This is a genomic window from Loktanella sp. F6476L, assembly GCF_023015725.1.
Lineage (GTDB): Bacteria > Pseudomonadota > Alphaproteobacteria > Rhodobacterales > Rhodobacteraceae > Yoonia.
In genome coordinates, this window is record NZ_JALKAR010000001.1 from 717,639 (window position 1) to 738,859 (window position 21,221).

At 54.9% G+C, this 21,221-nt stretch carries 22 protein-coding genes; 10 read left to right on the forward strand and 12 right to left on the reverse strand.

What is annotated here, in order from left to right; translation table 11 throughout:
• Position 1: 1 nt before the first annotated feature.
• From MWU61_RS03645 to cysG, 6 genes are all read right to left on the reverse strand, one after another.
• Positions 2-850, reverse strand: coding sequence for a ferredoxin--NADP reductase (locus MWU61_RS03645; protein ID WP_247126887.1), 849 nt, complete (start codon positions 848-850; stop codon positions 2-4).
• A 70-nt stretch (positions 851-920) separates the two neighbouring features.
• On the reverse strand, positions 921-1,343 hold the full coding sequence (locus MWU61_RS03650) for a DUF934 domain-containing protein (RefSeq protein WP_247126888.1): 423 nt from the start codon (positions 1,341-1,343) through the stop codon (positions 921-923).
• Positions 1,344-1,411: 68 nt separating this feature from the next.
• Positions 1,412-2,101, reverse strand: coding sequence for a phosphoadenylyl-sulfate reductase (locus MWU61_RS03655; RefSeq protein WP_247126889.1), 690 nt, complete (start codon positions 2,099-2,101; stop codon positions 1,412-1,414).
• The gene (locus MWU61_RS03660; RefSeq protein ID WP_247126890.1) at positions 2,091-3,758 is read right to left on the reverse strand and encodes a nitrite/sulfite reductase; all 1,668 of its coding nucleotides are present in this window, start codon (positions 3,756-3,758) and stop codon (positions 2,091-2,093) included. Before MWU61_RS03660 ends, MWU61_RS03655 begins: the two co-directional genes overlap by 11 nt.
• Before the next feature lie 4 nt (positions 3,759-3,762).
• Positions 3,763-4,062 carry a DUF2849 domain-containing protein gene (locus tag MWU61_RS03665; RefSeq protein WP_247126891.1) on the reverse strand — a complete coding sequence of 100 codons (300 nt, stop codon included), beginning with the start codon at positions 4,060-4,062 and terminating at the stop codon, positions 3,763-3,765.
• Positions 4,062-5,459: a siroheme synthase CysG gene (gene cysG, locus MWU61_RS03670; protein WP_247126892.1), complete on the reverse strand. Its 1,398-nt coding sequence runs from the start codon at positions 5,457-5,459 to the stop codon at positions 4,062-4,064. The genes MWU61_RS03665 and cysG overlap by 1 nt, the downstream gene beginning before the upstream one ends.
• Before the next feature lie 138 nt (positions 5,460-5,597).
• Between cysG and MWU61_RS03675 the strand changes: the two genes are divergently transcribed.
• A complete protein-coding gene (locus MWU61_RS03675; RefSeq protein ID WP_247126893.1) occupies positions 5,598-6,059 on the forward strand; it encodes an Lrp/AsnC family transcriptional regulator in 462 nt (153 codons plus the stop codon).
• An 83-nt stretch (positions 6,060-6,142) separates the two neighbouring features.
• Here MWU61_RS03675 and MWU61_RS03680 read toward each other — a convergent pair whose 3' ends face one another.
• On the reverse strand, positions 6,143-7,306 hold the full coding sequence (locus MWU61_RS03680; protein WP_247126894.1) for a cytochrome P450: 1,164 nt from the start codon (positions 7,304-7,306) through the stop codon (positions 6,143-6,145).
• A 175-nt stretch (positions 7,307-7,481) separates the two neighbouring features.
• On the opposite strand from MWU61_RS03680, the gene MWU61_RS03685 reads away from it, so the two are divergent.
• From MWU61_RS03685 to MWU61_RS03710, 6 genes are all read left to right on the forward strand, one after another.
• Positions 7,482-8,315: a cobalamin-binding protein gene (locus tag MWU61_RS03685; protein WP_247126895.1), complete on the forward strand. Its 834-nt coding sequence runs from the start codon at positions 7,482-7,484 to the stop codon at positions 8,313-8,315.
• A gap of 38 nt (positions 8,316-8,353) precedes the next feature.
• Entirely contained in the window at positions 8,354-10,075 is a 1,722-nt protein-coding gene (locus MWU61_RS03690; RefSeq protein WP_247126896.1) for an ATP-binding protein, read from the forward strand.
• Positions 10,072-11,301 carry a sigma-54 dependent transcriptional regulator gene (locus MWU61_RS03695; protein ID WP_247126897.1) on the forward strand — a complete coding sequence of 410 codons (1,230 nt, stop codon included), beginning with the start codon at positions 10,072-10,074 and terminating at the stop codon, positions 11,299-11,301. The genes MWU61_RS03690 and MWU61_RS03695 overlap by 4 nt, the downstream gene beginning before the upstream one ends.
• Before the next feature lie 209 nt (positions 11,302-11,510).
• Positions 11,511-12,527, forward strand: a complete 1,017-nt coding sequence (locus MWU61_RS03700) for a DctP family TRAP transporter solute-binding subunit (RefSeq protein WP_247126898.1) — start codon at positions 11,511-11,513, stop codon at positions 12,525-12,527.
• A 144-nt stretch (positions 12,528-12,671) separates the two neighbouring features.
• Positions 12,672-13,355, forward strand: coding sequence for a TRAP transporter small permease (locus MWU61_RS03705; protein ID WP_247126899.1), 684 nt, complete (start codon positions 12,672-12,674; stop codon positions 13,353-13,355).
• 3 nt (positions 13,356-13,358) lie between these two features.
• Positions 13,359-14,777, forward strand: coding sequence for a TRAP transporter large permease (locus tag MWU61_RS03710; protein WP_247126900.1), 1,419 nt, complete (start codon positions 13,359-13,361; stop codon positions 14,775-14,777).
• A gap of 139 nt (positions 14,778-14,916) precedes the next feature.
• Here the strand turns inward: MWU61_RS03710 and tpiA are convergent, their stop codons facing one another.
• The gene (gene tpiA / locus MWU61_RS03715; RefSeq protein WP_247126901.1) at positions 14,917-15,660 is read right to left on the reverse strand and encodes a triose-phosphate isomerase; all 744 of its coding nucleotides are present in this window, start codon (positions 15,658-15,660) and stop codon (positions 14,917-14,919) included.
• A gap of 95 nt (positions 15,661-15,755) precedes the next feature.
• Between tpiA and MWU61_RS03720 the strand changes: the two genes are divergently transcribed.
• Positions 15,756-16,691, forward strand: coding sequence for a 2-oxoglutarate and iron-dependent oxygenase domain-containing protein (locus tag MWU61_RS03720; RefSeq protein ID WP_247126902.1), 936 nt, complete (start codon positions 15,756-15,758; stop codon positions 16,689-16,691).
• On the opposite strand, the gene MWU61_RS03725 is transcribed toward MWU61_RS03720, so the two are convergent.
• The 4 genes from MWU61_RS03725 to MWU61_RS03740 form a co-directional block, all read right to left on the reverse strand.
• Entirely contained in the window at positions 16,675-16,968 is a 294-nt protein-coding gene (locus MWU61_RS03725) for a TfoX/Sxy family protein (RefSeq protein WP_247126903.1), read from the reverse strand. The genes MWU61_RS03720 and MWU61_RS03725 overlap by 17 nt on opposite strands.
• Positions 16,965-17,327 (reverse strand): iron-sulfur cluster assembly accessory protein, encoded by a 363-nt coding sequence (locus MWU61_RS03730; RefSeq protein ID WP_247126904.1) that lies wholly within the window; start codon positions 17,325-17,327, stop codon positions 16,965-16,967. Before MWU61_RS03730 ends, MWU61_RS03725 begins: the two co-directional genes overlap by 4 nt.
• 87 nt (positions 17,328-17,414) lie before the next feature.
• The gene (locus MWU61_RS03735) at positions 17,415-18,626 is read right to left on the reverse strand and encodes a glycerophosphodiester phosphodiesterase family protein (RefSeq protein ID WP_247126905.1); all 1,212 of its coding nucleotides are present in this window, start codon (positions 18,624-18,626) and stop codon (positions 17,415-17,417) included.
• An 89-nt stretch (positions 18,627-18,715) separates the two neighbouring features.
• Positions 18,716-19,078, reverse strand: coding sequence for an SUF system Fe-S cluster assembly protein (locus MWU61_RS03740; protein ID WP_247126906.1), 363 nt, complete (start codon positions 19,076-19,078; stop codon positions 18,716-18,718).
• A 342-nt stretch (positions 19,079-19,420) separates the two neighbouring features.
• Here MWU61_RS03740 and MWU61_RS03745 point away from each other — a divergent pair, with 342 nt between their 5' ends.
• Positions 19,421-19,615 carry a hypothetical protein gene (locus tag MWU61_RS03745; protein WP_247126907.1) on the forward strand — a complete coding sequence of 65 codons (195 nt, stop codon included), beginning with the start codon at positions 19,421-19,423 and terminating at the stop codon, positions 19,613-19,615.
• 454 nt (positions 19,616-20,069) lie between these two features.
• A complete protein-coding gene (gene tgt / locus MWU61_RS03750; protein ID WP_247126908.1) occupies positions 20,070-21,200 on the forward strand; it encodes a tRNA guanosine(34) transglycosylase Tgt in 1,131 nt (376 codons plus the stop codon).
• Positions 21,201-21,221: the final 21 nt, after the last annotated feature.

Here is a 21,221-nt window from a genome sequence, read left to right on the forward strand (position 1 = left end):
ATCAGCCGACGAAGGCTTTTTCGATCACAAACTCACCTGGCTCGGAATTCGCGCCTTCATTCAGGCCTGCTTTTTCCATCAACGCCTTGATATCCAAGTTAAACGCCAAAGACCCACACACCATCGCGCGGTCCACAGCAGGATCAAGCGGCGGGATACCAAGATCAGTGAACAATTCACCGTTTTCGATCAACGTCGTGATCCGGCCCATCTTCGGGCTCTCTTCGCGTGTCGTCGTCGGGTAATACTTAATCTTCGCGAGGTTCTTTTCGCCCAGCAGTTCGATCATCATTTCGTCTTGCTTGAGGTTCTCGATCAATTCGCGACCGTAAGTCAGTTCCTCAACATCACGGCAGGTGTGGGTCATGATGATTTCATCATAGTTCTCATACGTCTCAGGCTCGCGCAGCAGGGACGCAAACGGCGCAAACCCTGTGCCTGTCGCGAAGAAATACAAACGTTTTCCGGGCAGCAGGGCATCGTGAACCAATGTGCCCACTGGTTTTGGTTTCAGAATGATCTGATCACCAACTTTGATGTGCTGCAGCTTTGATGTCAGCGGGCCTTCCGGCACTTTGATCGAATAGAATTCCAGTTCTTCATCCCATGACGGGGACGCGATGGAATAGGCCCGTAACAACGGACGCTGTTTGCCGGTTTTTGGATCAGGATCGCCCATCAAGCCGATCATCACGAATTCACCAGACCGGAAGCGCAAAGACGCAGGTCGGGTTACGCGGAATGCGAAAAGGCGGTCAGTGTAGTGTTTCACGGATGTTACCGTCTGCGCATCGGGCAGGGCGGGAACGGCTTTGGCGGTTGTTTCGGTCACAGGTGTTTGCTCTGTCATAACTCAATTGGCGGCCTTGATAAGACCGCCCTCCGTATTCATCATTGATCTGTATCAGTAAAGGGCTGGGTTAGCCGCGCATGCGGGCTTGGTAATCGTGGGCTTTCCAGTCGGCACGGGCCAACCATTGGTCCTCGGGTTGGCGTGCCGCGAGATCGGCAGGGATTTCCACTTCGTCAAAACCCGATCGGCGGGCCATGGCATATTGATCAGCCAGAACATGGCCGCGGGCGCGCAGGCGGCCCTTGAAACCCAAGCGGCGCAGTTGCGCAGCCAGCGTAAACCCGCGCCCGTCTGTCGGCGCAGGGAAGTCGATGCGGATCATCGCGGCGTTGGTCAGGCCGTTCAGCGCGGTCGGGGCTGTATCAGACGGCAAATCGATCCCTTGCGGGCAGTCGTTTGCAGGCGTGGTGTCCAAGTCGCGGAACCCGCAATCCCAATCATCTGAGACAAAACCGGTGTCCACGACAATTACTGTCTTTTCTTCTGACATCATTCGTTCCTCTGGGCGCTTGGCCCGTCTTTCATCTGTCCATAACAATTCATCTTTGGGACCAAGTCCTAAAAATGAATGCCGCATTCCGTTTTCTCGGTGCCTTCCCAACGCCCTGCACGGGGATCGTCGTCCACGCCAACAGCGTGGGTGCAGGGCTGACACCCGATTGATGGGTATCCTTTGGCGACAAGCGGATGACGCGGCAGATCGTGATCGTCCATATAAACGGCGATCTCTGTCCGGCCCCAGCTAGCAAGCGGGTTTACCTTGATCCGTGTAGATCCGGCTTCTTTTTCGAAAACGGGCAGGGCAGCGCGCGTGCCGCTTTGGTAACGTTTGCGGCCCGTGATCCAAGACCCATAAGGTTTCAGAGCACGTTCAAGCGGTTCTTTCTTGCGCAAGGTGCAGCAGGCATCCACATCAGCCTGATGCAGCAGACCTTCACTGTCACGTTCGAGCAATGCGGCGCGGGACGGTGTGATCACTTGCACATTCGTCAAACCAAGATGGGCTGCGACCTCTTTCTGGTAAACCAACGTTTCGTTGAACAGCATCTCGGTCTCGATAAAGATCACTGGCGTCGCAGGATCAATTTCGGCCACCATGTGTAACAAAACAACGCTTTCCGCACCGAACGAACTGACCAAGGCCGTGTCACCCATGCGGACGTCGTCCAAAACATGTTTCAAGATCGTCTGCGGCGTGCTTTTCGCATGCAGCAGGTTTTGACGTTCTGCGATTTCCTTAAGCGGCATTTTGTGCGGCCTTTTCTGGGTACAGGATGTCTTTGAATGGCTGTGCGCCAAGGCGGCGGTAGGCTTGGATGAAGGTCTCGTCGGCGTCGCGGCGGATATCCATGTAACCCAAGACGAGACGTTCAATCGCGGGCACAATGTCGTCCGCGCTAAAGCCGGGGCCTGCGCGTTCGCCAATTGCTGCGTCTTCGGTGCCGTCGCCACCCAACGTGATCTGGTAGTTCTCAACACCTGCGCGGTCGAGACCGAGGATGCCGATGTGACCCACGTGGTGGTGACCACAAGCGTTGATGCAGCCCGAGATTTTCAATTTCAGCGGGCCGACGTCATGCTCAAGCTTCAGCTCGTCAAACCGTGTCGCGATTTCTTGCGCGATCGGGATCGAGCGGGCCGTTGCCAACGCACAGTAGTCCATACCGGGGCAGGCGATGATATCGCTGATCAGGCCGATGTTGGCGGTGGCCAACTGGCCTTCGCGCAATGCGTTGTAGATTTCGGGTAGGTCCGACTTGTGCACGAAAGGCAGGATCACGTTCTGTTCGTGCGAAATGCGCAATTCATCGTGGCCATACTTTTCCGCCAGCTCTGCCATTAACCGCATCTGATCGGCTGATGCATCGCCCGGTGTTGCACCGTGCGCTTTCAACGAAATTGACACAATCGCGTAGTCCGGGTTTTTGTGCGCCGCAAGGTTGGTGTCAGCCCAAGACCGGAACGCAGGGTTTGCAGCCTTGTATGCGTCAAACGCATCGGTGCCAGCAGCTTTGAAAGTAGGGGCCGCAAAATGCGCTTCAATCTCGCGCAGCATCACCTGATCCACACCGCTGAAAGTCGGGCGGATATCGGCAAAGCGATCTTCGACAAGGCGCGAGATTTCTTCGATCCCGTGCTCATGCACCGTGATCTTGATCCGCGCTTTGTATTTGTTGTCGCGACGGCCCAGCAGGTTCCAAACAGACACAACGGCTTCCACATATGGCAGCAGATCAGCCTCTGGCAGGAAGTCGCGCAGGACTTTCCCGATCATCGGCGTCCGGCCCAAACCGCCACCCACGAAAATACGGTAGCCGCGCTGGCCATCTTGTTGGACAACCTGCACAGCCACATCGTGGGCACGCAAAACAGCACGGTCATTCTCGGCGCCAGATACTGCAATCTTAAATTTGCGGGGTAGCGCTTGGAATTCAGGGTGATCTGTTGACCACTGGCGCAACAGTTCAGCAACCGGACGCGGATCAGCAATTTCGTCACCAGCAGCACCCGCAAAATGGTCAGCCGTCACGTTACGGATCGTATTGCCGGACGTTTGGATCGCGTGCATTTCCACATCGGCCAGCTTTTCAAGGATCACCGGTACATCTGCCAGCTTTGGCCAGTTGTACTGAATGTTTTGGCGCGTCGTGAAGTGGCCATAGCCCTTGTCAAAGGTCTCAGCGATATACGCCAGCTGACGCATTTGACCGCCGTTCAGCGTTCCATACGGAATGGCGACGCGCAGCATGTAAGCGTGCAATTGCAGGTACAGCCCGTTCATCAGGCGGTATGGTTTGAATTCGTCCTCAGTCAAAGACCCATCAATCCGGCGTTCTACTTGGCCCTTAAACTGAGCAACACGTTCACGGACAAAGGCTTCGTCGAAATCATTGTACTTATACATGGGTTTACACCTCTGCCTGTTTGCCGTGGAAATAGTTGGATGGACCGCGTGTGCGGAACGCTTCGCGGAAATGCACAGGCTCTGGCCCGTTTTCGCCTTGCTTAGCATCAGCCAAGTAAGCGCCAGTGATTTGATCTTTTTGCGCTTGGGCTTCGATCAGACGCAGATCAGCGTGGGCTTCGTCTTCAAGAAACTCAGCCTCGGAAATATCGCCGGTCCACGTGCTGTCAGCGGTGAACCACACGGCATCGCCTGACATCAGGTGATTGGTTGTGATGACCTTCGGGGTAAATTGACGGGCCATTATGCGAACTCCTCAAGGGGTAAAGTGTCTGCGGCGTCCATCGCCGCACGCGGGGCAAGCCCGTAGAAAGTGATTGCCGGACCGCGCAGGTTGGCGCGTGTCAGGGTGGGTTCCAGATCGGACAACGTGGTCGCGATGATCTGTTGATCCGTGCGGCTGACGTTTTCGATGATTGTGACAGGCGTCGCTGGATCGGCACCATGCATCAGCAGGCGACCTTGGATGAAACGGGCGGATTTCTTGCCCATATAGATCGCAGCAACTTCGCCGTTCTGGGCCAGCGCACGCCAATCGTGGTCGGCGTAGCCCTTGGTGTCGTGGCCGGTGATGAAGCGGACAGATGAATTGCGATCACGCTTTGTCAGGCTCTGGCCGATGTTCGCCACAGCAGCAGAGGCTGCGGTAATGCCCGGCACAATACGCCAGCTGATCCCAGCGGCATCACAGGCGTCGACTTCTTCGTCGAGACGGCCAAATACAGTCGGGTCACCCGCCTTCAGGCGGACAACGTGGTGGCCCTTCACGGCGTGTTCCACGATCAGCGCGTCAATATCGCCTTGCACCATAGCAGGACCAAAACCGGTTTTGCCCGCATCAATGATGACAGCTTCGCGACGGGCGAGTTCCAGAATTTCAGGCGTCACAAGACGGTCGTGGATCACGACGTCTGCCTTGTCCAAGGCGTTCCGTGCTTTCAGCGTCAGCAATTCCGGATCACCGGGGCCTGCGCCGACCAGATCAACGTGACCGGCTTTCTCGGTGGTCATGATGTGTTTATCAAGCAGGGATTCCAATGTCGGGATAACTGCCGATTGGCCATCAGCTTCAACAGCCTTTGGACCAGCGTTGAAGTAGAAGTCAGACCAGAACGTGCGGCGCTTGGCGCCCATTGGCAGGACCTCTACCGCAGAGCGGAAGGTTTTTCCGATACGGGCAAGCACACCAAGAGACGCAGGAAGCTGTGCCTCGATATCAGCCTTTACCTTGCGGGCAACGACAGGAGCCGCGCCTTCGGTGCCGATGGCCACAACAACCGGATCACGGTCCACAATGGCAGGCGTGATGAACTGGCTGTCAGCAAGATTGTCGACGATGTTCACCTTCGCGCCGTCGGCATGGGCGATGGCCGCGACGCGGGCGTCTTCTGCGTCGTCTTCGTTCGCTGCATAAAACAACACCGCGCACATAGCGTCGCCGGGTTCCACAGCGCGATTGATCAGTGTCAGTTTACCATCAACTGCCCAGCCCTGAATTTCAGGAGAGGCTGTTTCGGCAAAGACAGACACATGCGCAGTGGTCTTCATAATCAAACGTAGTTTCGCCATAGCAGCATCGCCACCGCCCGACAGGACAATGCGGCGACCGGCGACGGCCATGAAGACTGGAAAATGATCCATGATGGAACCTCGTGTGTTTCTTGGCTTCTATATAGAACATTATTCTGGATGTTGCCTATATGAACGGGTAAGTAAGGACATACGTTCCGCATGCGAGCGGATCGAGGCAACATTTTCTGCAATACGAAGGATTTCGGGATGAACGTGCGGTTAGACGAGGTAGATCGGAAAATTCTCAAGGCGATGCAGCGCGATGCCTCACAAAGTCTTGATGATATTGCCCGTGAAGTGGGGTCTTCAAAGACGCCCGTGTGGAACCGGATCAAAAAAATGCGCGAAGGAGGAATCATTGGCCAACAGACTGTTTTGTTGGACGCAGAGGCGCTTGGGTTCGAGGCATGTTTCTTTGTTTTGATCCGCACGTCGGAACACGAAGCCGAATGGCAGCAGAAATTTCTCGCGGCCCTACAAGCCCGTCCTGAAGTGCAAGAAGCGCACCGTTTGGCGGGAGATATCGATTACATTCTGAAGGTGCGGGTGCAAAACGCCCGGGCCTACGACGAATTCTATCAAGCGCTAATTTCGGAAGTGCGGGTTTTCAACGTCACAGCGCTTTTGTCGATGGAAGAGATCAAATCGACGGTCGCACTGCCGTTGTGACGGAGTTTGACCTAAAAGTGCGCTACCGCGCATTTTTGATTTGAGCAGGTTCAGAGGCGCTGTATCCCGTAGGCGGCGCTGGTTTAGGTCGTGACTTGCAGGGCTGTCAGTCCGTGGAAATGGTAGACATTGCCATACTGCGGCGGTGCCGCGATAGCGAGGCTGGGACAGCGGTCAAACAATGCCGCCAGTGCGATTTTCAATTCCAGTCGCGCAAGTGGTGCCCCCACGCAGAAATGGATACCGCCGCCAAAGCTGGTGTTTTGCTTGATGGGCCGCGTCGGATCAAACACATCCGGATCGGGATAGGCCAGCGGGTCGCGGTTGGCGGCCGCGAGCATGCAGCCGATCTGATCGCCGCGTTTGAAGTCGTGTCCGCCAAGCGAAACGTCTTCGTAAACGTGTCGCGTGAACATATGCAGAGGCGGATCAAAGCGCAGGATTTCTTCGACACAGCCGTCGGTGATATCCCGGTGACCTGTTTCCAGCAGCGTCTTGGCCCCGTTGCCGATGGTATGCACAGTCGCCTCGTGGCCGGCATTCAATAGCAGGATGCACGTCGTGATCAGTTCGTCTTCGTTCAGTTTTTCGCCCGTGTCGCTAGCCGCAATCAGGGTCGATATCAGGTCATCAGCCGGTGCTTTGCGTTTGGCTGCGATCACATCCTGCAGATAGGCGGTGAAATCTAGGGCGGCTGTGCTTGCATCGTCTTCGATCTGACGCGTCCGGCCTGCCTGATACATCGCAACCATCGCGTTGGACCAGACCAAAAGCTGATCTGCGTCTTCTTCGGGTACGCCCAAAAGGCGTGCGATGATGATCACGGGCAGGGGTTTGGCGAAAGCATCCAACAAATCAAACGGACCTTCAGGAAACTGATCAATCAGGTGATGCGATAACGCTTCAATCTCTGGTCCAAGGGCCGCAATGCGCCGAGACGTAAAGGCCCGCAATACCTGTCCACGCAGGCGTGTGTGTACGGGCGGTTCGAGTTCCAGCATCGAATGTGCTTCGATCGCATAAAACGGTTTCATGTGATCAGGCACAGGTTGCACCAATTCTGCGGGCTGTTCACGCCCCATCCGTTTGTCGCGCAAAGCCAAGCGCACGGTGTCATACGACATGGCACAGGCCATGTTATATGTGCCCCACCAGACGATTTCGTCCGTATTACGGACCTGTTTGTAAGTCGGGTAGGGATTTTGGACGAATTGAGGGTCAGTCGGGGATTGATCGAAGCGTTTCATGTACACTCTGTGCGCGGTTTTTTCGGGCGGTGCAATGCAGAACTCTTGATTTGTGCGACCTTCTGCCGCACCCTTGAGTTGAAACATTCTGATAAACATTTCCAACGGGATGCTGCGAAGGCAATTGCTCCTTCCTGTGTCCCCTCATACGTTGACAAACTAGCTGGGGAACGGGATGGCGCAAAAGCCATTGAATAAGCAAAACACTAATATCGACATAGATGCTTACGAAGACGCTGACGTTGCGTTTCGACTAGCAAACGAACGATTTGAACCGGGATTGGTCCAAGATTTGGCGCGCGAAGTTGTGCGGCGGTTGGCGTTTCGGTTGTCTGACACCGAAACCGTATCGGCAATGCCGGATCATGCCGAAATTGAGCGGTTCTGTGAGGCACTTCTATCCAGAAACGAACGGGCATCTGACCAGATTATCCTAAGCGCAAGGGCGGACGGGGTTCCGCTCGAGGTTGTTTATTTGGGGTATATCGCGGGTGCTAGTCGCCGCTTGGGACAAATGTGGGAAGCTGATGAGGCGTCGTTTGCCGAGGTCGGTCTTGGGACAGGGCGCCTGTACCGCATTATCCGTGGGCTAAGACATGCGATTGGTCCTGTCATCCTAGAAGGGCGAACACGGGCGTCTGCCTTGTTTGCGCTGCCACCGGGCGAGACACATACGCTAGGGATTGAGATCGCAGCAGACATGTTTCGCAGAGATGGCGGGCATGTCGATGTGTGCATCGGGCAGTCGCATGACGAGATAATGGCGCTTTCTGATCAACGTCACTACAGCGTCATCGTCCTTGCCGCGAATTCGGACCGTGTGGTCGCGCCATTGCTCCAGCTGGCAGTTGCTTTGCGTATCTCGCAGCCGTTAACACCTTTTGCTTTGGCCGGTAATCTGGTCATTCAGAACCCTGAAATCCAAAAGTTGGTGGGTGCTGAATTGGTGCTGGAAGACATCAAAAATGCGATCCCAACGCTGCAAGAGATCATTAAGTCTGATAACTGACCCTTCCTATTTCGGCGTGTCCTTCCTATCAGGTTGGTATGTTTGGTCCGATTTTATCCCGCAGCATACTTACGCTCGCCTTCGTGACGATGACCGCAATCGTGTGCGGCGGCGTTTGGTCATTCGGTTATGGGGCAGCGGTTGACCAGCTTGAAAAGCGGGGCCGGGCTGATTTGGCCCTTGCCGCATCGCGACTAACCGGAGAATTACAGCGGTTTCGCAGTCTGGCTGTCCTGACTGCGGACCGCCCCGAAATTATGGCAATCTTGCAGGGGACCAGCAGCCCGCTGGTCAGCGGACTTTTACGCGAGATGGCTGACAAAACCGGATCGCTTGATATCCTGATTGTCGGGGCCGCGGGCGAGGAAATTCTGTCCTCTTCCGAAACCGTTGGCGTAGATCACGCGAAGCGCCCTTATTTCGAACGGGCGATGGACGGCGCACTTGGCGTCTACCACTTTGTCGATCCACGCTACGACCGCCGTGTCTTTTACTTTGCTGCACCGGTTTTTGCAGATGCCGGACCAGTTGTAGGTGTGGTGATTGTCGCGGTTGATGTGGGCGTTGTGGAAACCGCATGGCGCGGCGATGAATTGGCGGTTTTCTTTACGGATGAACTGGGCGTTGTCTTTATTTCGAACCGATCAGAACTGGTGTACCGGACAAAGGAATCCGACATCCGCATGGTCGGCCAAAGTGCTGAATATCCGACAGGGCTGATCACTCCATTCGTACGACATAATGAAAAACAATTCCGGTCGTTTGAGGTCTGGGAAATAGACGGCGGCCGGTATTTACCTGAACAAGCGCTGCATCTGACCTTACCAATGCCCGTGATTGATCTTGTCGGCGAGGCATTGCCTGATCTCGCACCCGCCCGCCAACTGGCTTACCTGCAAACGATCGCAGCGGCCGCGATCATGCTGGCTTTTGGTGCTGTGTTGTTTTGGGTGACTGAACGACGCCGCACCTTGGCCTTCGCAAACGCAGACCTAGAGCGACGGGTTGCCAATCGCACCTCCGAATTGGAAGCGGTCAACGCGGATCTACAACGTACGCAAGCGGAACTCGTTCAGGCGGAAAAATTGTCAGCGCTTGGGCAAATGTCAGCAGGCATCAGTCACGAGTTGAACCAGCCGTTGATGGCGATCCAGTCCTTTGCAGAAAACGGCACTGCGTTGATGCAGCAAGGCAGACATGACGTTGCCGATCAAAATCTCGGGCGTATTTCAGACCTTGCGCGGCGTATGGCGCGGATCATCCGCAATTTGCGCGCCTTTGCACGTAACGAAAACGAACCATTGGTCGATGTTGATCTCGGCGCGGTCGTGCACGAAACGCTCGACATGTTGGCTGCCCGTTTTGCCACAGAAAACGTTGTCGTTAACTGGACACCGCCCAACTCGCCCGTCCATGTGCGTGGCGGGGAAGTTCGGTTGCAACAGGTTGTTCTCAATCTGATGACCAACGCCGCGGATGCGATGGATGGCCTATCGCATCGGCAATTGGATGTGACCGTGACGCAAGCAGACAAAACAATCCTCAGTATCCGCGACACAGGACCAGGTATCGCCGAGCCAGACCGCATTTTTGATCCGTTCTATTCAACCAAATCAATCGGGGCGGCTGAAGGTATGGGGCTGGGACTTTCGATTTCTTATGGGCTTGTGCAAAGTTTTGGAGGCGATATCCAAGGCCGCAACCACCCCGACGGAGGGGCAGAGTTTTCAGTGATGCTACAACCGGTAGAAACGACATGACCCGCAAAGTGCTGATCGTTGATGATGATAAAGAAGTGCGCGATGCCTTGGGGCAAACGCTTGATATTGCCGGACTGCATCCGATCTTGGCGTCGGCCTTTATCGCAGCAAAGGACCATATCACGCCGCAATTCGAAGGCGTGATCATCTCGGATATGATGATGCCGGGGCGCGACGGGTTCCATCTATTGGAATATGTGCAGCAGGTTGATGCAGACCTGCCAGTCATCTTGCTGACGGGACAGGGCGATGTCCCGACTGCAGTCAAAGCGCTAGATGCGGGGGCCTATGCGTTTTTAGAAAAGCCATGCGGGCCGCGCGATCTGATGGCGGTTGTCGAAAAAGCGCTGACGGCACGCGACGAGGTCATCAAGGGCCGTGAAATGATGCGGGATGTGCAGCAGGGGGATGCGGCATCTCGGATGCTGATCGGTACGTCGGAGCAGGCCAAAGCCATGCGCAACCGGGTGCGGGCGGTCGCAAAATCGCGGGCCGAGGTCGTCGTCACCGGCGAACCGGGGGCCGGCACATCAAAGGTGGCGGAAGTCATTCACCTTTTGTCTGCAGCGGCACGCAATCCATTCGTGAAACGGGCAGGGGCGGCTCTGTCAGTAGACGCATTGGAACAAGCGATCACAGCGGCGGACGCTGGCACCTTGTTCATCGACGAAGTGGGCAGTTTGCCGATGGCAAGCCAATTCTATCTCGCCGAGCAGCTGGATAGTGGGATCAAAGCGCGGGTCATTGCAGGCAGTACACATGATCTGGACGGAGAAGTCGGCGCAGGACGTTTTCACGGCGATCTGTTCTATCGGCTGGATCTCATGCGTTTGCGGATACCGCCCATTCGGGAACGGTCCGAAGACATCCCAATTTTGTTTCGCCACTTTGTTGGGCAGGCTTGTGAACAGGCAAACTTGCCAATGCCAAATATCACCGCCGATGTGACCGGACGGCTGATGGAGCACGATTGGTCGGGCAATGCGCGGGCGTTGATGAATGCGGCGATGCGTTTCGCGATGGGTCTAAGTGAAGTTGAGCCAAGCGAGACACTCGGGCTGAATGCGCAGATCGCCCAGATCGAGAAGTCGTTGATAGTGGATGCTTTGCGGCGGTGCAACGGACAGGCGACGGAAACGGCGAAATTGCTGCAACTGCCGCGCAAGACGTTTTACGATAAATTGTCCAAGCATGGACTGCGGGCAGAAGATTTTCGCCGCATGTAGTGTGCGGATTTCCACACAGTTAACGCTCACGGCTGTGTGAGATTCGGGACAAGCGGTTATACCCATGCGTGCGCCGCGTGCGTATCGCCCTGTAAAAGCACATTTTTCGATCACTTGACGAAAAAGTTGTTGGGGGCGGCAAAACACTGTCTGATCTGCGCAAGGTTGTCGTGCGACGACGACCAAAAGGTTCCATGGGAGGAAAACCAATGAAATTCACGAAACTCGCAAGCCTGATCGCTGCCGCTTCTGTTGCGGCCTCTGCTGCTTACGCTGAAGGCGGTCCTGCGGGCTGTGATGACGGCGAAGTTGTGATCAAGTTCAGCCACGTTACCAATACTGACCGTCACCCAAAAGGGATCGCGGCATCCTTGTTGATGGAACGGATTAACGCTGAGATGGACGGTTCCATGTGTATGGAAGTGTTCCCATCGTCGTCTTTGTACAACGATGACCAAGTTCTGGAAGCGATGCTGCAAGGCGACGTGCAGATGGCGGCACCGTCCCTGTCCAAGTTCGAAGCCTTCACAAAGCAATTCCGCATTTTCGATCTGCCGTTCATGTTCACAAACATCGAAGCTGTTGACGCATTCCAAGTGTCTGAAACGGGCCAAGCCATGAAAGATTCAATGCAGCGTCGCGGCTTGCAAGGTCTTGAATTCTGGCACAACGGCATGAAGCAGTTCTCTGCAAACGTGCCACTTGAAGCGCCAACAGACGCCGACGGCCTGAAGTTCCGCGTGCAGACTTCCGATGTGCTTGTGGCACAGATGGAAGCACTGGGTGCGTCCCCACAGCCAATGGCGTTTTCCGAAGTTTACGGTGCGCTGCAAACGGGCGTTGTCGACGGTCAGGAAAACACATGGTCCAACATCTACGGCCAGAAGTTCTTTGAAGTTCAAGACGGTGTGACTGAAACCAACCACGGCATCATTGATTATCTTGTTGTGACATCTGTCGATTTCCTCGACAGCCTTGAGGATGCGCAGCGCGATCAACTGACAACAATCCTGCGCGAAGTGACAGAACTGCGTAACGGCGAAGCGTTTGCTGTGAACGAAGAAAGCAAAAACGCGATCGTTGAAGCCGGTGGTGTGGTGCGTCAACTGTCCGCAGAACAGCGTGCCGCTTGGGTTGCAGCGATGAAGCCTGTTTGGGAGCAGTTCGTTGGTGATGTTGGTCAAGAAAACATCGATGCAGCACAGGCGATCAACGAAAGCCTGTAAGGTAATGCCTCGTATGGTGTGATGGGGTGACGCGCGCGGCTTTGCCGCGACGCCCCACCCACTATCCCATACAGCCATTTGGGCGACCCGTGCCACTTGATGCGGGTCGCCTTTTTTAAACATGCGACAGGGGGGGACAAAACCATGTCAGCATCCAAGCCAGAGCCAAAGGGCTTTGCAAAAATAATTGATACCTTCGAAGAGAACTTTATCGCCGCACTGCTAGGTTTGATGACGCTTGTCACATTCGCCAATGTTGTGTTGCGGTACGGGTTCGGGGACAGCCTGTTATGGGGGCTAGAGACCGTTCTGATCCTGTTTGCGTGGCTCGTTTTGTTCGGGATTTCCTACGGGTTCAAAAAGACGGCGCATTTGGGTGTGGACGCGGTTTTGAACATCGTGGCCAAGCCGACCCGCAAAATCCTAGTGATGATTTCAGCGCTATGCTGCATTGCCTATGGCGGCCTAATGATGAAGGGCGCATGGGATTATTGGGCGCCGTTCGGTGGCATGTACAAGACCGAAGGCCGCGTGATCCCGACCGGGTTCGACGAAAAGACCCGAGATCAGGCGTGGTATGAAACCGAACAGGTGCCGATTCCGTTTGCAAAGACCTATCTCGAAAACACCTTCAACATGGGTGAGGAATACGAAAAGCTACCGCGATTCATCCCTTACGTGATGTTGCCGATTGGTGTGGCATTGATGCTATTACGTATTCTCCAAGCCACCCGCAGGATTTGGCGTGATCAGGACGAAAGCTTGATCGTCAGCCATGAAGCCGAAGAAGCCGTCGAAGAAGCGGCCCACTTGAACAGGGACGCCTAAGTCATGGACGTTATTCTACTTTTCACGATGATTATCGGCATGCTGCTGATTGGTGTTCCGATCGCTGTATCGCTTGGCCTGTCGTCTATCATCTTCCTATTGGCGTTCTCTGATACGTCTTTGGCATCCGTCGCACAGTCGCTGTATCAAGCGATGGCGGGGCACTATACTTTGCTTGCGATCCCGTTCTTCATTCTGGCCTCGACGTTTATGTCAACAGGCGGTGTGGCGAAACGGATCATCCGCTTCGCGATTGCCTGTGTCGGACACCTTCAGGGAGGTTTGGCCATCGCGGGTGTTCTGGCCTGTATGATGTTTGCTGCCTTGTCCGGCTCTTCGCCTGCGACTGTTGTGGCTATCGGGTCCATCGTGATCGCAGCGATGCGTCAGGTGGGGTACACTAAGGAATTCGCGGCAGGCGTGATCTGTAACGCGGGTACTCTCGGAATCCTGATCCCACCGTCGATTGTGATGGTTGTCTATGCGTCGGCCACAGATGTGTCCGTCGGGCGTATGTTCTTGGCCGGTGTTATTCCGGGTATCCTTGCAGGCACAATGTTGATGGTGGCGATCTACGTGATTGCGCGCATCAAGAACATGCCAAAGGGTGAATGGAAGGGCTGGACGGAGATTTTTGCAAGCCTGAAGGACGCGCTTTGGGGATTGCTTTTGATCGTGATTATCATGGGCGGTATCTATGGCCACCCTTGGGTTGATTTCAGTGAAGGCCTGCATTGGAAACCCGGGGCCTTTACGCCAACCGAAGCTGCTGCTGTTGCTGCTGTTTATGCGTTCATCGTTGCGACTTTCATCTACCGCGACATGGGACCACTGGCGACGCCAGAAGGCGAAAAGCCGATTTCACTGTTCCGCAAACCTTGGGCTTTGATCACGGCGTGGGTCCACGCCGATACACGCAAGACCCTGTTTGAGGGCGGCAAGCTGACCATCACGCTGATGTTCATCATTGCGAATGCGTTGATCCTAAAGCACGTGCTGACGGACGAGCAGATTCCGCAGCATATCGCAGCTGCGATGCTCGACGCGGGTCTCAGCTGGTGGATGTTCCTGATTGTGGTCAACGTGATCCTGTTGATCGGTGGTCAGTTTATGGAACCATCAGGTTTGATCGTGATCGTCGCACCGTTGGTGTTTCCAATTGCCATCGAGCTGGGCATTGATCCGATCCATCTGGGCATCATCATGGTGGTGAATATGGAAATCGGGATGATCACCCCGCCGGTTGGTTTGAACTTGTTCGTGACATCTGGCGTGGCCGGTATGCCAATGATGGCCGTGGTACGCGCGGCACTGCCGTTCTTGGCTGTGTTGTTCGTGTTCCTGATTATGGTCACCTATATCCCTGCGATTTCGACCTATCTGCCAACAACCTTTATGGGACCGGAGATCGTGATCAGGTAAAAGGTGCGCTTCCGCGCATTTCTGATTTGAACAAGAATAAAGGCGACGCTTCATCTGAAGCGTCGCCTTTTGGTTTTGATGCAGTGCCGCCTCCGGCGGGGATATTTTTGACCAAAAGAATTGGACGTTTTGTGTCGTATCAGGCGTTTTCGAGGGCTGTGATGATGGGAGAGAAATCCGCTGCTTTGAGGCTTGCACCGCCTACAAGTGCCCCGTCGACATCGGGAACCGCGAAGATATCGGCTGCGTTGCTGCCTTTGACCGACCCGCCGTAAAGGACACTGAATTGGTCACCGTCGCTGAAACGCGCTGTCAGCCGCGTCCGGATATGGGCGTGCACTTCGGCGATTTGGTCTAGTGTCGGAACTTTGCCGGTGCCGATGGCCCAAACGGGTTCGTATGCGATCACGGTGTTTGCGGCCGTCGCTGTGTCAGGGATAGACCCCGCGAGTTGGGTATCTAGGACCGTGAGGGTCGTGCCGTCTTCGCGTTCACCTAACGTCTCACCGATACAGATAACGGCGGTCAGCTTTGCGTCGTAGGCTGCCTGTGATTTCGCCGCAATTTGTGCGTCTGTTTCGCCGTGATCTGTCCGCCGTTCGGAATGGCCTGTAATCACATATGTGGCGCCAGCTGCTGCCAGCATATCAGCGCTGATATCGCCTGTGTGCGCGCCTTTGGTGTTTGCATGGCAGTCTTGGCCGCCGATGGCGACCTTGTGGTCTGCGACAGTATTTGCTGCTTGTGCGATCAATGTGCTGGGCGGGCAGATCAGAACGTTCACTGTTGGCGTGTCGTGGGTTTGTGTCAGCGCCGTCAATTCCGCCAGTTCTGCTGGCGTCCCGTTCATTTTCCAGTTTCCAGCGGCAAGTTTGCGGCGCATTGATCTCTCCTTGGTGTATGTTGCGGCTGTGGTATCAACCTTGCAGCCTGATGCAAAGTCTATCATGACAGGCAGCAACGACAGGAGGCCCCAAGATGATCCCACGCATTGACGCCGCAGCGCTGATCGACCCGACCCATTCGGGCCATGCAGAGGCGCGCGATCAGGCCGTGTCCGGGGCTGCCGACATTGGTTTTTTGACCGTCTATAATACGCCAATCAGTGCAGACACCGTACGGGATGTGATTGAGACGTACCGCGCGTTTTTCCACCTGCCCGCCGCGGACAAGGCGGCCTATGATATGGCCAAGACAGGATCAAACCGTGGATGGGGCGCGCCGGGGTCTGAGCAGGTCGATCCTGACGCAAATCCTGATTACAAACAGGTGTTTGACTGTGGTTTGCCTGTGGCAGAGCGCGAACCGTTAGGTGCGTTGAAACTGCCCGCCTATGCGCCGAATGTCTGGCCTGACAAACCGGATGGCTTTGCCGACACATTGCGCGCCTATTACCGTGAAACGGTGACCTTTGCGCTGGATTTGCTTTGTGCGATTGCCGATGCGGTTGGCGAGGATGGGGCTTATTTTCGTGACAAGTTCACGCATCCGATGGCGCTTTTGCGCGGGAATTTCTATCCGGAACGCCCTGAGTGGGCGACGGACAAAGACTTCGGGATCGCGACGCATACCGATTATGGCTGCCTGACATTGCTGGCCACCGATGGATCACCTGGGTTGGAGGTGCGCAAACGGGGTGGCGGTTGGATACCTGTGTCTGCCCCTCTGGGTGAGTTTGTGATCAACTTTGGCGAAATGCTCGAGATGTGGACAGAGCGCCGGATCGTCGCAACCCCGCACCGTGTCATCGGGACCGAAGCGGAACGGATTTCTGTGCCTTTGTTCTTTAACCCGAACCATGATGCAGATGTGGCACCAAAAGGCGGCGAGCCAATCAACGCAGTCGATCATTTACAAAAGCGGTTTAACGAGACCTACGTTCACCTGAAGGGCGCGGTTAAGCCAAAGCCATAAGCGCCGTGCGTGCGGCGGCGCATGCTGCGTCAGGATCATCCAATAGATCTTCCGGCACTGCGTAGTAGGGCATGTTGTGAAATTGGTCGGTTTGGCTGTCGAACAGGCCGATAGGGTCTTTGGTTTTCAGGTAAAGCCGTCCATCGCTGGATTGCAACGCAAAGACCGTACCGTCGTGATACAAACACATGCCGCCGAACATTTTGCGGGTGGTCAGCGCACCAAGATCAGCAAACAGATCAACGGCGAATGCGATATCGCCGTCGCTCAGGCTCATGCGGCGTCGATAGTGTCGCTGAATTTGATGCTTTCGCCACAGCCGCAGGCGTCCACGACGTTGGGGTTGCGGAACTTGAATCCTGCTTCAAGCAGCGACACCTCGTAGTCGATTTCAGTGCCGAACAGGAACATCTGCGCCATTGGTGCAATCATCACACGTGCGCCGTCTTGTTCGACAACTTCGTCCAATGGGTCGACTTCAGACACATATTCCATCGTGTATTCCATGCCTGCACAGCCGCCTTTTTTGACGCCAATACGCAAACCCTGTGACCCGTCCTTGGTCATCAGTTTCGCGATCTGTGCGGCGGCTTTGTCAGTGATGGATACGGCTTGCTTGCCGGGAATGCCAAACATGGGGTGTCTCCTGCGTTATCCCCAAAATAGGCGGGGTGAGGGGCCAACACAAGGTGCGGCCCCAGACCAAACGATCACAATGATGCGTTAAAGACCCATGCAGTTCGCATAATAGGTCGTCGTGGCGGGCCAATCAGAGAACATGCCAGCGATTCCAACGTCTTGCGCTAGAACATCCAAGACCGTGAAATAATCACCATCTTGGCTGATTTGATCCGTAACAGTTTGATGGTACCAGCCGCCACCGTTGCCCAACGGACCAGAACGTTCCAACGTCCACGTTACAATTTTCAGTTCCGCATCTTTCGCAGCAGTTGCAAGCGCGGACGGGACCATTACACCGTTCTCAACCGACAAGAGCATCCACAGAGGTGGAGCGATGTAATTGACGCCCATGTCTTTCAATTCGGCCATCGTGTTTGGCCATGTGGACGGGTCTTGCGGTGAATATCCTTCGATATCGTATTCATCCATCAAGTATACCGCTTGCGCGCCGAATTCCGGTTCGTTTTCAATCCAGTACAACACGTCTTCAAGGTTGAAAGACTGGGCCCAAACATCGGATGCAGGAATGCCTGCATCTTTATATTCGTTGATTAGGGCTTGCGCGTAATCCTGTTGTGAAAATCCGTTGTGCGGCATCTCTACGGATGGGGATTTCAGTTCCGGTGTGAACTTAGCGCCAAGATCGCGGAACAGAGCAGTGCTTTCCGCGTGAGTCATAAGGGTCGCGTTGTTGGCGTAAAGATCGGTGCGCCAGTCTGCCGTACCACCAAGATAGTCTTCGGCAGAGGTCGCAGCGCTGTCTGCAGCATCCATTTTCGGGCGCAGCGTTCGGAATTCGGCAAGCGTCAGGTCGGACGTCCGACATTCCGCAGTCGCCGATGCGTCGCCTTGGGCTGGGCTAAAAGGCGTGGTGCATTTCTGACCAAGCTCGGTTGCCACGATATTTGTTGTTGTATGCAAATCGTTCTGGGCATGACGGCAAACCAGCTGATGGTCGGCTGTGAAAGTCACGTCACATTCCAAGATGCCAGCACCCATTTGCGCGGCTGCCACGTTAGATTCGACGGTGTGTTCAGGGAACATCAACGGCGCCCCACGGTGGCCGATTGAGAAATCGGTGCGGGTGGGTGTTTGATCTACACAGGACAGCAGTTTGTCTTTGAGTGCACCGTCAGCCATCTGGCTGATCAAATAAGCGGGGCGGGGGCCGTATGTCAGGCCTGCGTTTGTATCAGCAATTGCCGATGACCCAAGAAGTGCTGCAGCAAGCAGTGTGGGTGTCGTCAGTTTCATGTCTTCTTCCCTATGCAAAGATGGGCACGGGGTAGAAGCGTTATGTGACGGTTATCGGATGGTTTCGTTAATGTTTCGTGACAGGCCAGTTACATGAAGCCGAGTTCAAGACGCGCTTCGTCAGACATCATGTCCATGCCCCACTGCGGCTCGAACGTCATTTCCACGTCAACATGTTTCACCCCGGGCAACGGTTCGATTGCATCGGCGACCCATCCCGGCATTTCACCTGCAACGGGACAGCCCGGTGCCGTCAGTGTCATGATCACGTTCACTGCGTTATCTTCTGCAATATCGATCGTGTAGATCAGGCCCAGATCGTAGATGTTCACTGGAATTTCGGGATCAAATACGGACTTACAGGCCATGACGATGTCATCATACAACGGGTGATCCGTGCTTGATGGCGCGATCAGTGGTGCGCCTTCCATCGGTGTGCTTGCATCTGTCATGAGCTTGGTCCTGCCTAATCCTGACCAATCATATAGGGTTAGGGGCAGGGGGCGTAAAGGGGGCGGTCGCGGCATTCTTTTGCAATGATTTTGTCGCACGCGAGGTATGGCAATGGTCGTTAAAAACTTGAGTTTTGCATCAAAAAACATGCCCGAATCGGCGATCCTTGCTGAATCCTGTCAAGATGCTCTTTTGAGTCCGGGACCGAAAAGTGCATATTTTAAGGGATTTTCGCTAAGTTGACGTAGCGTAGGGGGAAAGCAGTGCATCGCTTCCCTTTTTCAGGACCGGACCATTTCGTGCACCTTTAGGACACACAGTAAACCTAAAGGAGACAACGCATGTACAACGCATCACACGCTACGATGAATTCTCAGTTTCCACTTATCCAACAGGACATGATTGCACGACTGTCTGCCGAAGCAGACGAAAGGTTGGCACAACGACTGCCGAAAGCTGCACCACGTAAATCAAACTGGCTGACCTTTTCATTGTCGAAGACGGTTCTGCAAATGGGATGGCCCTTCACGTCCTGATTGACAGATGGCTATCCGTAAGATGGACCCGCACCGAAAGTGCCAATGCGGGTCCCGTTGTGTCAGGGCGTCTTACCGCCGTTACGTTAGTTCATTCGTTACGTTCGTCATCATTGCATCAGAATGATGATCAGCCCTGCTGCGCAGGCAAGCAATTCGAATGGTGGGCAAATCGTGGTTAGCCGCACTTGTGTTAATCTACGTGTCATACTCTCGCCTTTTCGTTTGAACACTGGTGACCGGTAAAGGTCCCGCGCTTCTTGTTTTGCTAGTCCCTCAAACTTGAATCCCATTTGTGTCCAAAGTGCGGCACGATGCCCGATGTTCGGGGTATCTTTAGAGAGCCAGCATATACGTTTGTATTTGCTAACCAATTATCCGCCGATCTGCGGATACCTGTTTCGCGTCGCCGTGACGTCTTGGCATTTTTGTAATTTTGGATCATGTGGGGCGCATGACAGATCGTTTTTCATTTTCGCTGAACCACACTGATGGTCGCGCCCGTACGGGTGTGATTTCAACGCCGCGTGGTGACATCCGCACACCAGCCTTTATGCCAGTGGGCACCGCCGCCACTGTGAAGGCGATGATGCCTGAAAGTGTGGCCGCGACCGGCGCAGACATTCTGCTGGGCAATACGTACCACTTGATGCTGCGTCCAACAGCAGAGCGGATCGACCGCCTTGGTGGTCTTCACAAATTCATGAATTGGGACAAACCGATCCTGACGGATAGTGGCGGTTTTCAGGTGATGAGCCTCGCTGATCTGCGCAAGATGTCCGAGAAGGGCGTTCAGTTTCAGTCCCATATCGACGGGTCCAAACATTTCTTGTCGCCTGAGCGGTCAATGGAAATTCAGAAGCTTCTCGGTTCCGATATCGTCATGTGTTTTGACGAATGCCCCGCGCTGCCTGCCGACCGGACAAGACTCAACGAGTCTATGCAAATGTCGATGCGGTGGGCGCAGCGATCCCGCGATGCCTTTGGGGATCGGCCCGGACATGCGTTGTTCGGTATCCAGCAGGGTGGTCTTGAAGAAGATCTGCGCGAAGAAAGCGCGAAGGCGCTGACTGACATTGGTTTTGATGGATATGCTGTGGGCGGTCTGGCTGTGGGCGAAGGCCAAGAGGCCATGTTCGGCTGTCTTGATTTCGCGCCGGAACAGTTACCTGTCGATAAGCCCCGCTATCTGATGGGTGTCGGCAAGCCTGACGATATCGTTGGGGCCGTGAAACGCGGGATCGATATGATGGATTGTGTGCTGCCATCACGGTCAGGGCGCACGGGCCAAGTGTTTACACGCAATGGCGTGGTCAATATCAAGAACGCCCGCCACGCAGATGATCCGCGTCCTCTGGATGAAGCCTGCACATGCCCCGCCTGTTCGAAATATTCGCGTGCCTATCTGCACCATGTGTTCCGGTCGCAAGAAATGATCTCCGGCATGCTGCTGACGTGGCATAACCTGCATTACTTCCAGGAAATTATGCAGGGCATGCGCGACGCGATTGCAGCGGGGACATTTGCAGCATGGGAGGCTGATTTCCACGCAGGCCGTGCTCAGGGCGATATCGAACCATTGTAGGGCCGATGACAGATTGGGCGG

What these genes read in the sequence shown, in the direction of transcription:
- MWU61_RS03645 (WP_247126887.1), bottom strand. Translation starts at nt 850, where the DNA reads ATGACAGAGCAAACACCTGTGACCGAAACAACCGCCAAAGCCGTTCCC.
- MWU61_RS03650 (WP_247126888.1), bottom strand. Translation starts at nt 1,343, where the DNA reads ATGTCAGAAGAAAAGACAGTAATTGTCGTGGACACCGGTTTTGTCTCA.
- MWU61_RS03655 (WP_247126889.1), bottom strand. Translation starts at nt 2,101, where the DNA reads ATGCCGCTTAAGGAAATCGCAGAACGTCAAAACCTGCTGCATGCGAAA.
- MWU61_RS03660 (WP_247126890.1), bottom strand. Translation starts at nt 3,758, where the DNA reads ATGTATAAGTACAATGATTTCGACGAAGCCTTTGTCCGTGAACGTGTT.
- MWU61_RS03665 (WP_247126891.1), bottom strand. Translation starts at nt 4,062, where the DNA reads ATGGCCCGTCAATTTACCCCGAAGGTCATCACAACCAATCACCTGATG.
- cysG (WP_247126892.1), bottom strand. Translation starts at nt 5,459, where the DNA reads ATGGATCATTTTCCAGTCTTCATGGCCGTCGCCGGTCGCCGCATTGTC.
- MWU61_RS03675 (WP_247126893.1), top strand. Translation starts at nt 5,598, where the DNA reads ATGAACGTGCGGTTAGACGAGGTAGATCGGAAAATTCTCAAGGCGATG.
- MWU61_RS03680 (WP_247126894.1), bottom strand. Translation starts at nt 7,306, where the DNA reads ATGAAACGCTTCGATCAATCCCCGACTGACCCTCAATTCGTCCAAAAT.
- MWU61_RS03685 (WP_247126895.1), top strand. Translation starts at nt 7,482, where the DNA reads ATGGCGCAAAAGCCATTGAATAAGCAAAACACTAATATCGACATAGAT.
- MWU61_RS03690 (WP_247126896.1), top strand. Translation starts at nt 8,354, where the DNA reads ATGTTTGGTCCGATTTTATCCCGCAGCATACTTACGCTCGCCTTCGTG.
- MWU61_RS03695 (WP_247126897.1), top strand. Translation starts at nt 10,072, where the DNA reads ATGACCCGCAAAGTGCTGATCGTTGATGATGATAAAGAAGTGCGCGAT.
- MWU61_RS03700 (WP_247126898.1), top strand. Translation starts at nt 11,511, where the DNA reads ATGAAATTCACGAAACTCGCAAGCCTGATCGCTGCCGCTTCTGTTGCG.
- MWU61_RS03705 (WP_247126899.1), top strand. Translation starts at nt 12,672, where the DNA reads ATGTCAGCATCCAAGCCAGAGCCAAAGGGCTTTGCAAAAATAATTGAT.
- MWU61_RS03710 (WP_247126900.1), top strand. Translation starts at nt 13,359, where the DNA reads ATGGACGTTATTCTACTTTTCACGATGATTATCGGCATGCTGCTGATT.
- tpiA (WP_247126901.1), bottom strand. Translation starts at nt 15,660, where the DNA reads ATGCGCCGCAAACTTGCCGCTGGAAACTGGAAAATGAACGGGACGCCA.
- MWU61_RS03720 (WP_247126902.1), top strand. Translation starts at nt 15,756, where the DNA reads ATGATCCCACGCATTGACGCCGCAGCGCTGATCGACCCGACCCATTCG.
- MWU61_RS03725 (WP_247126903.1), bottom strand. Translation starts at nt 16,968, where the DNA reads ATGAGCCTGAGCGACGGCGATATCGCATTCGCCGTTGATCTGTTTGCT.
- MWU61_RS03730 (WP_247126904.1), bottom strand. Translation starts at nt 17,327, where the DNA reads ATGTTTGGCATTCCCGGCAAGCAAGCCGTATCCATCACTGACAAAGCC.
- MWU61_RS03735 (WP_247126905.1), bottom strand. Translation starts at nt 18,626, where the DNA reads ATGAAACTGACGACACCCACACTGCTTGCTGCAGCACTTCTTGGGTCA.
- MWU61_RS03740 (WP_247126906.1), bottom strand. Translation starts at nt 19,078, where the DNA reads ATGACAGATGCAAGCACACCGATGGAAGGCGCACCACTGATCGCGCCA.
- MWU61_RS03745 (WP_247126907.1), top strand. Translation starts at nt 19,421, where the DNA reads ATGTACAACGCATCACACGCTACGATGAATTCTCAGTTTCCACTTATC.
- tgt (WP_247126908.1), top strand. Translation starts at nt 20,070, where the DNA reads ATGACAGATCGTTTTTCATTTTCGCTGAACCACACTGATGGTCGCGCC.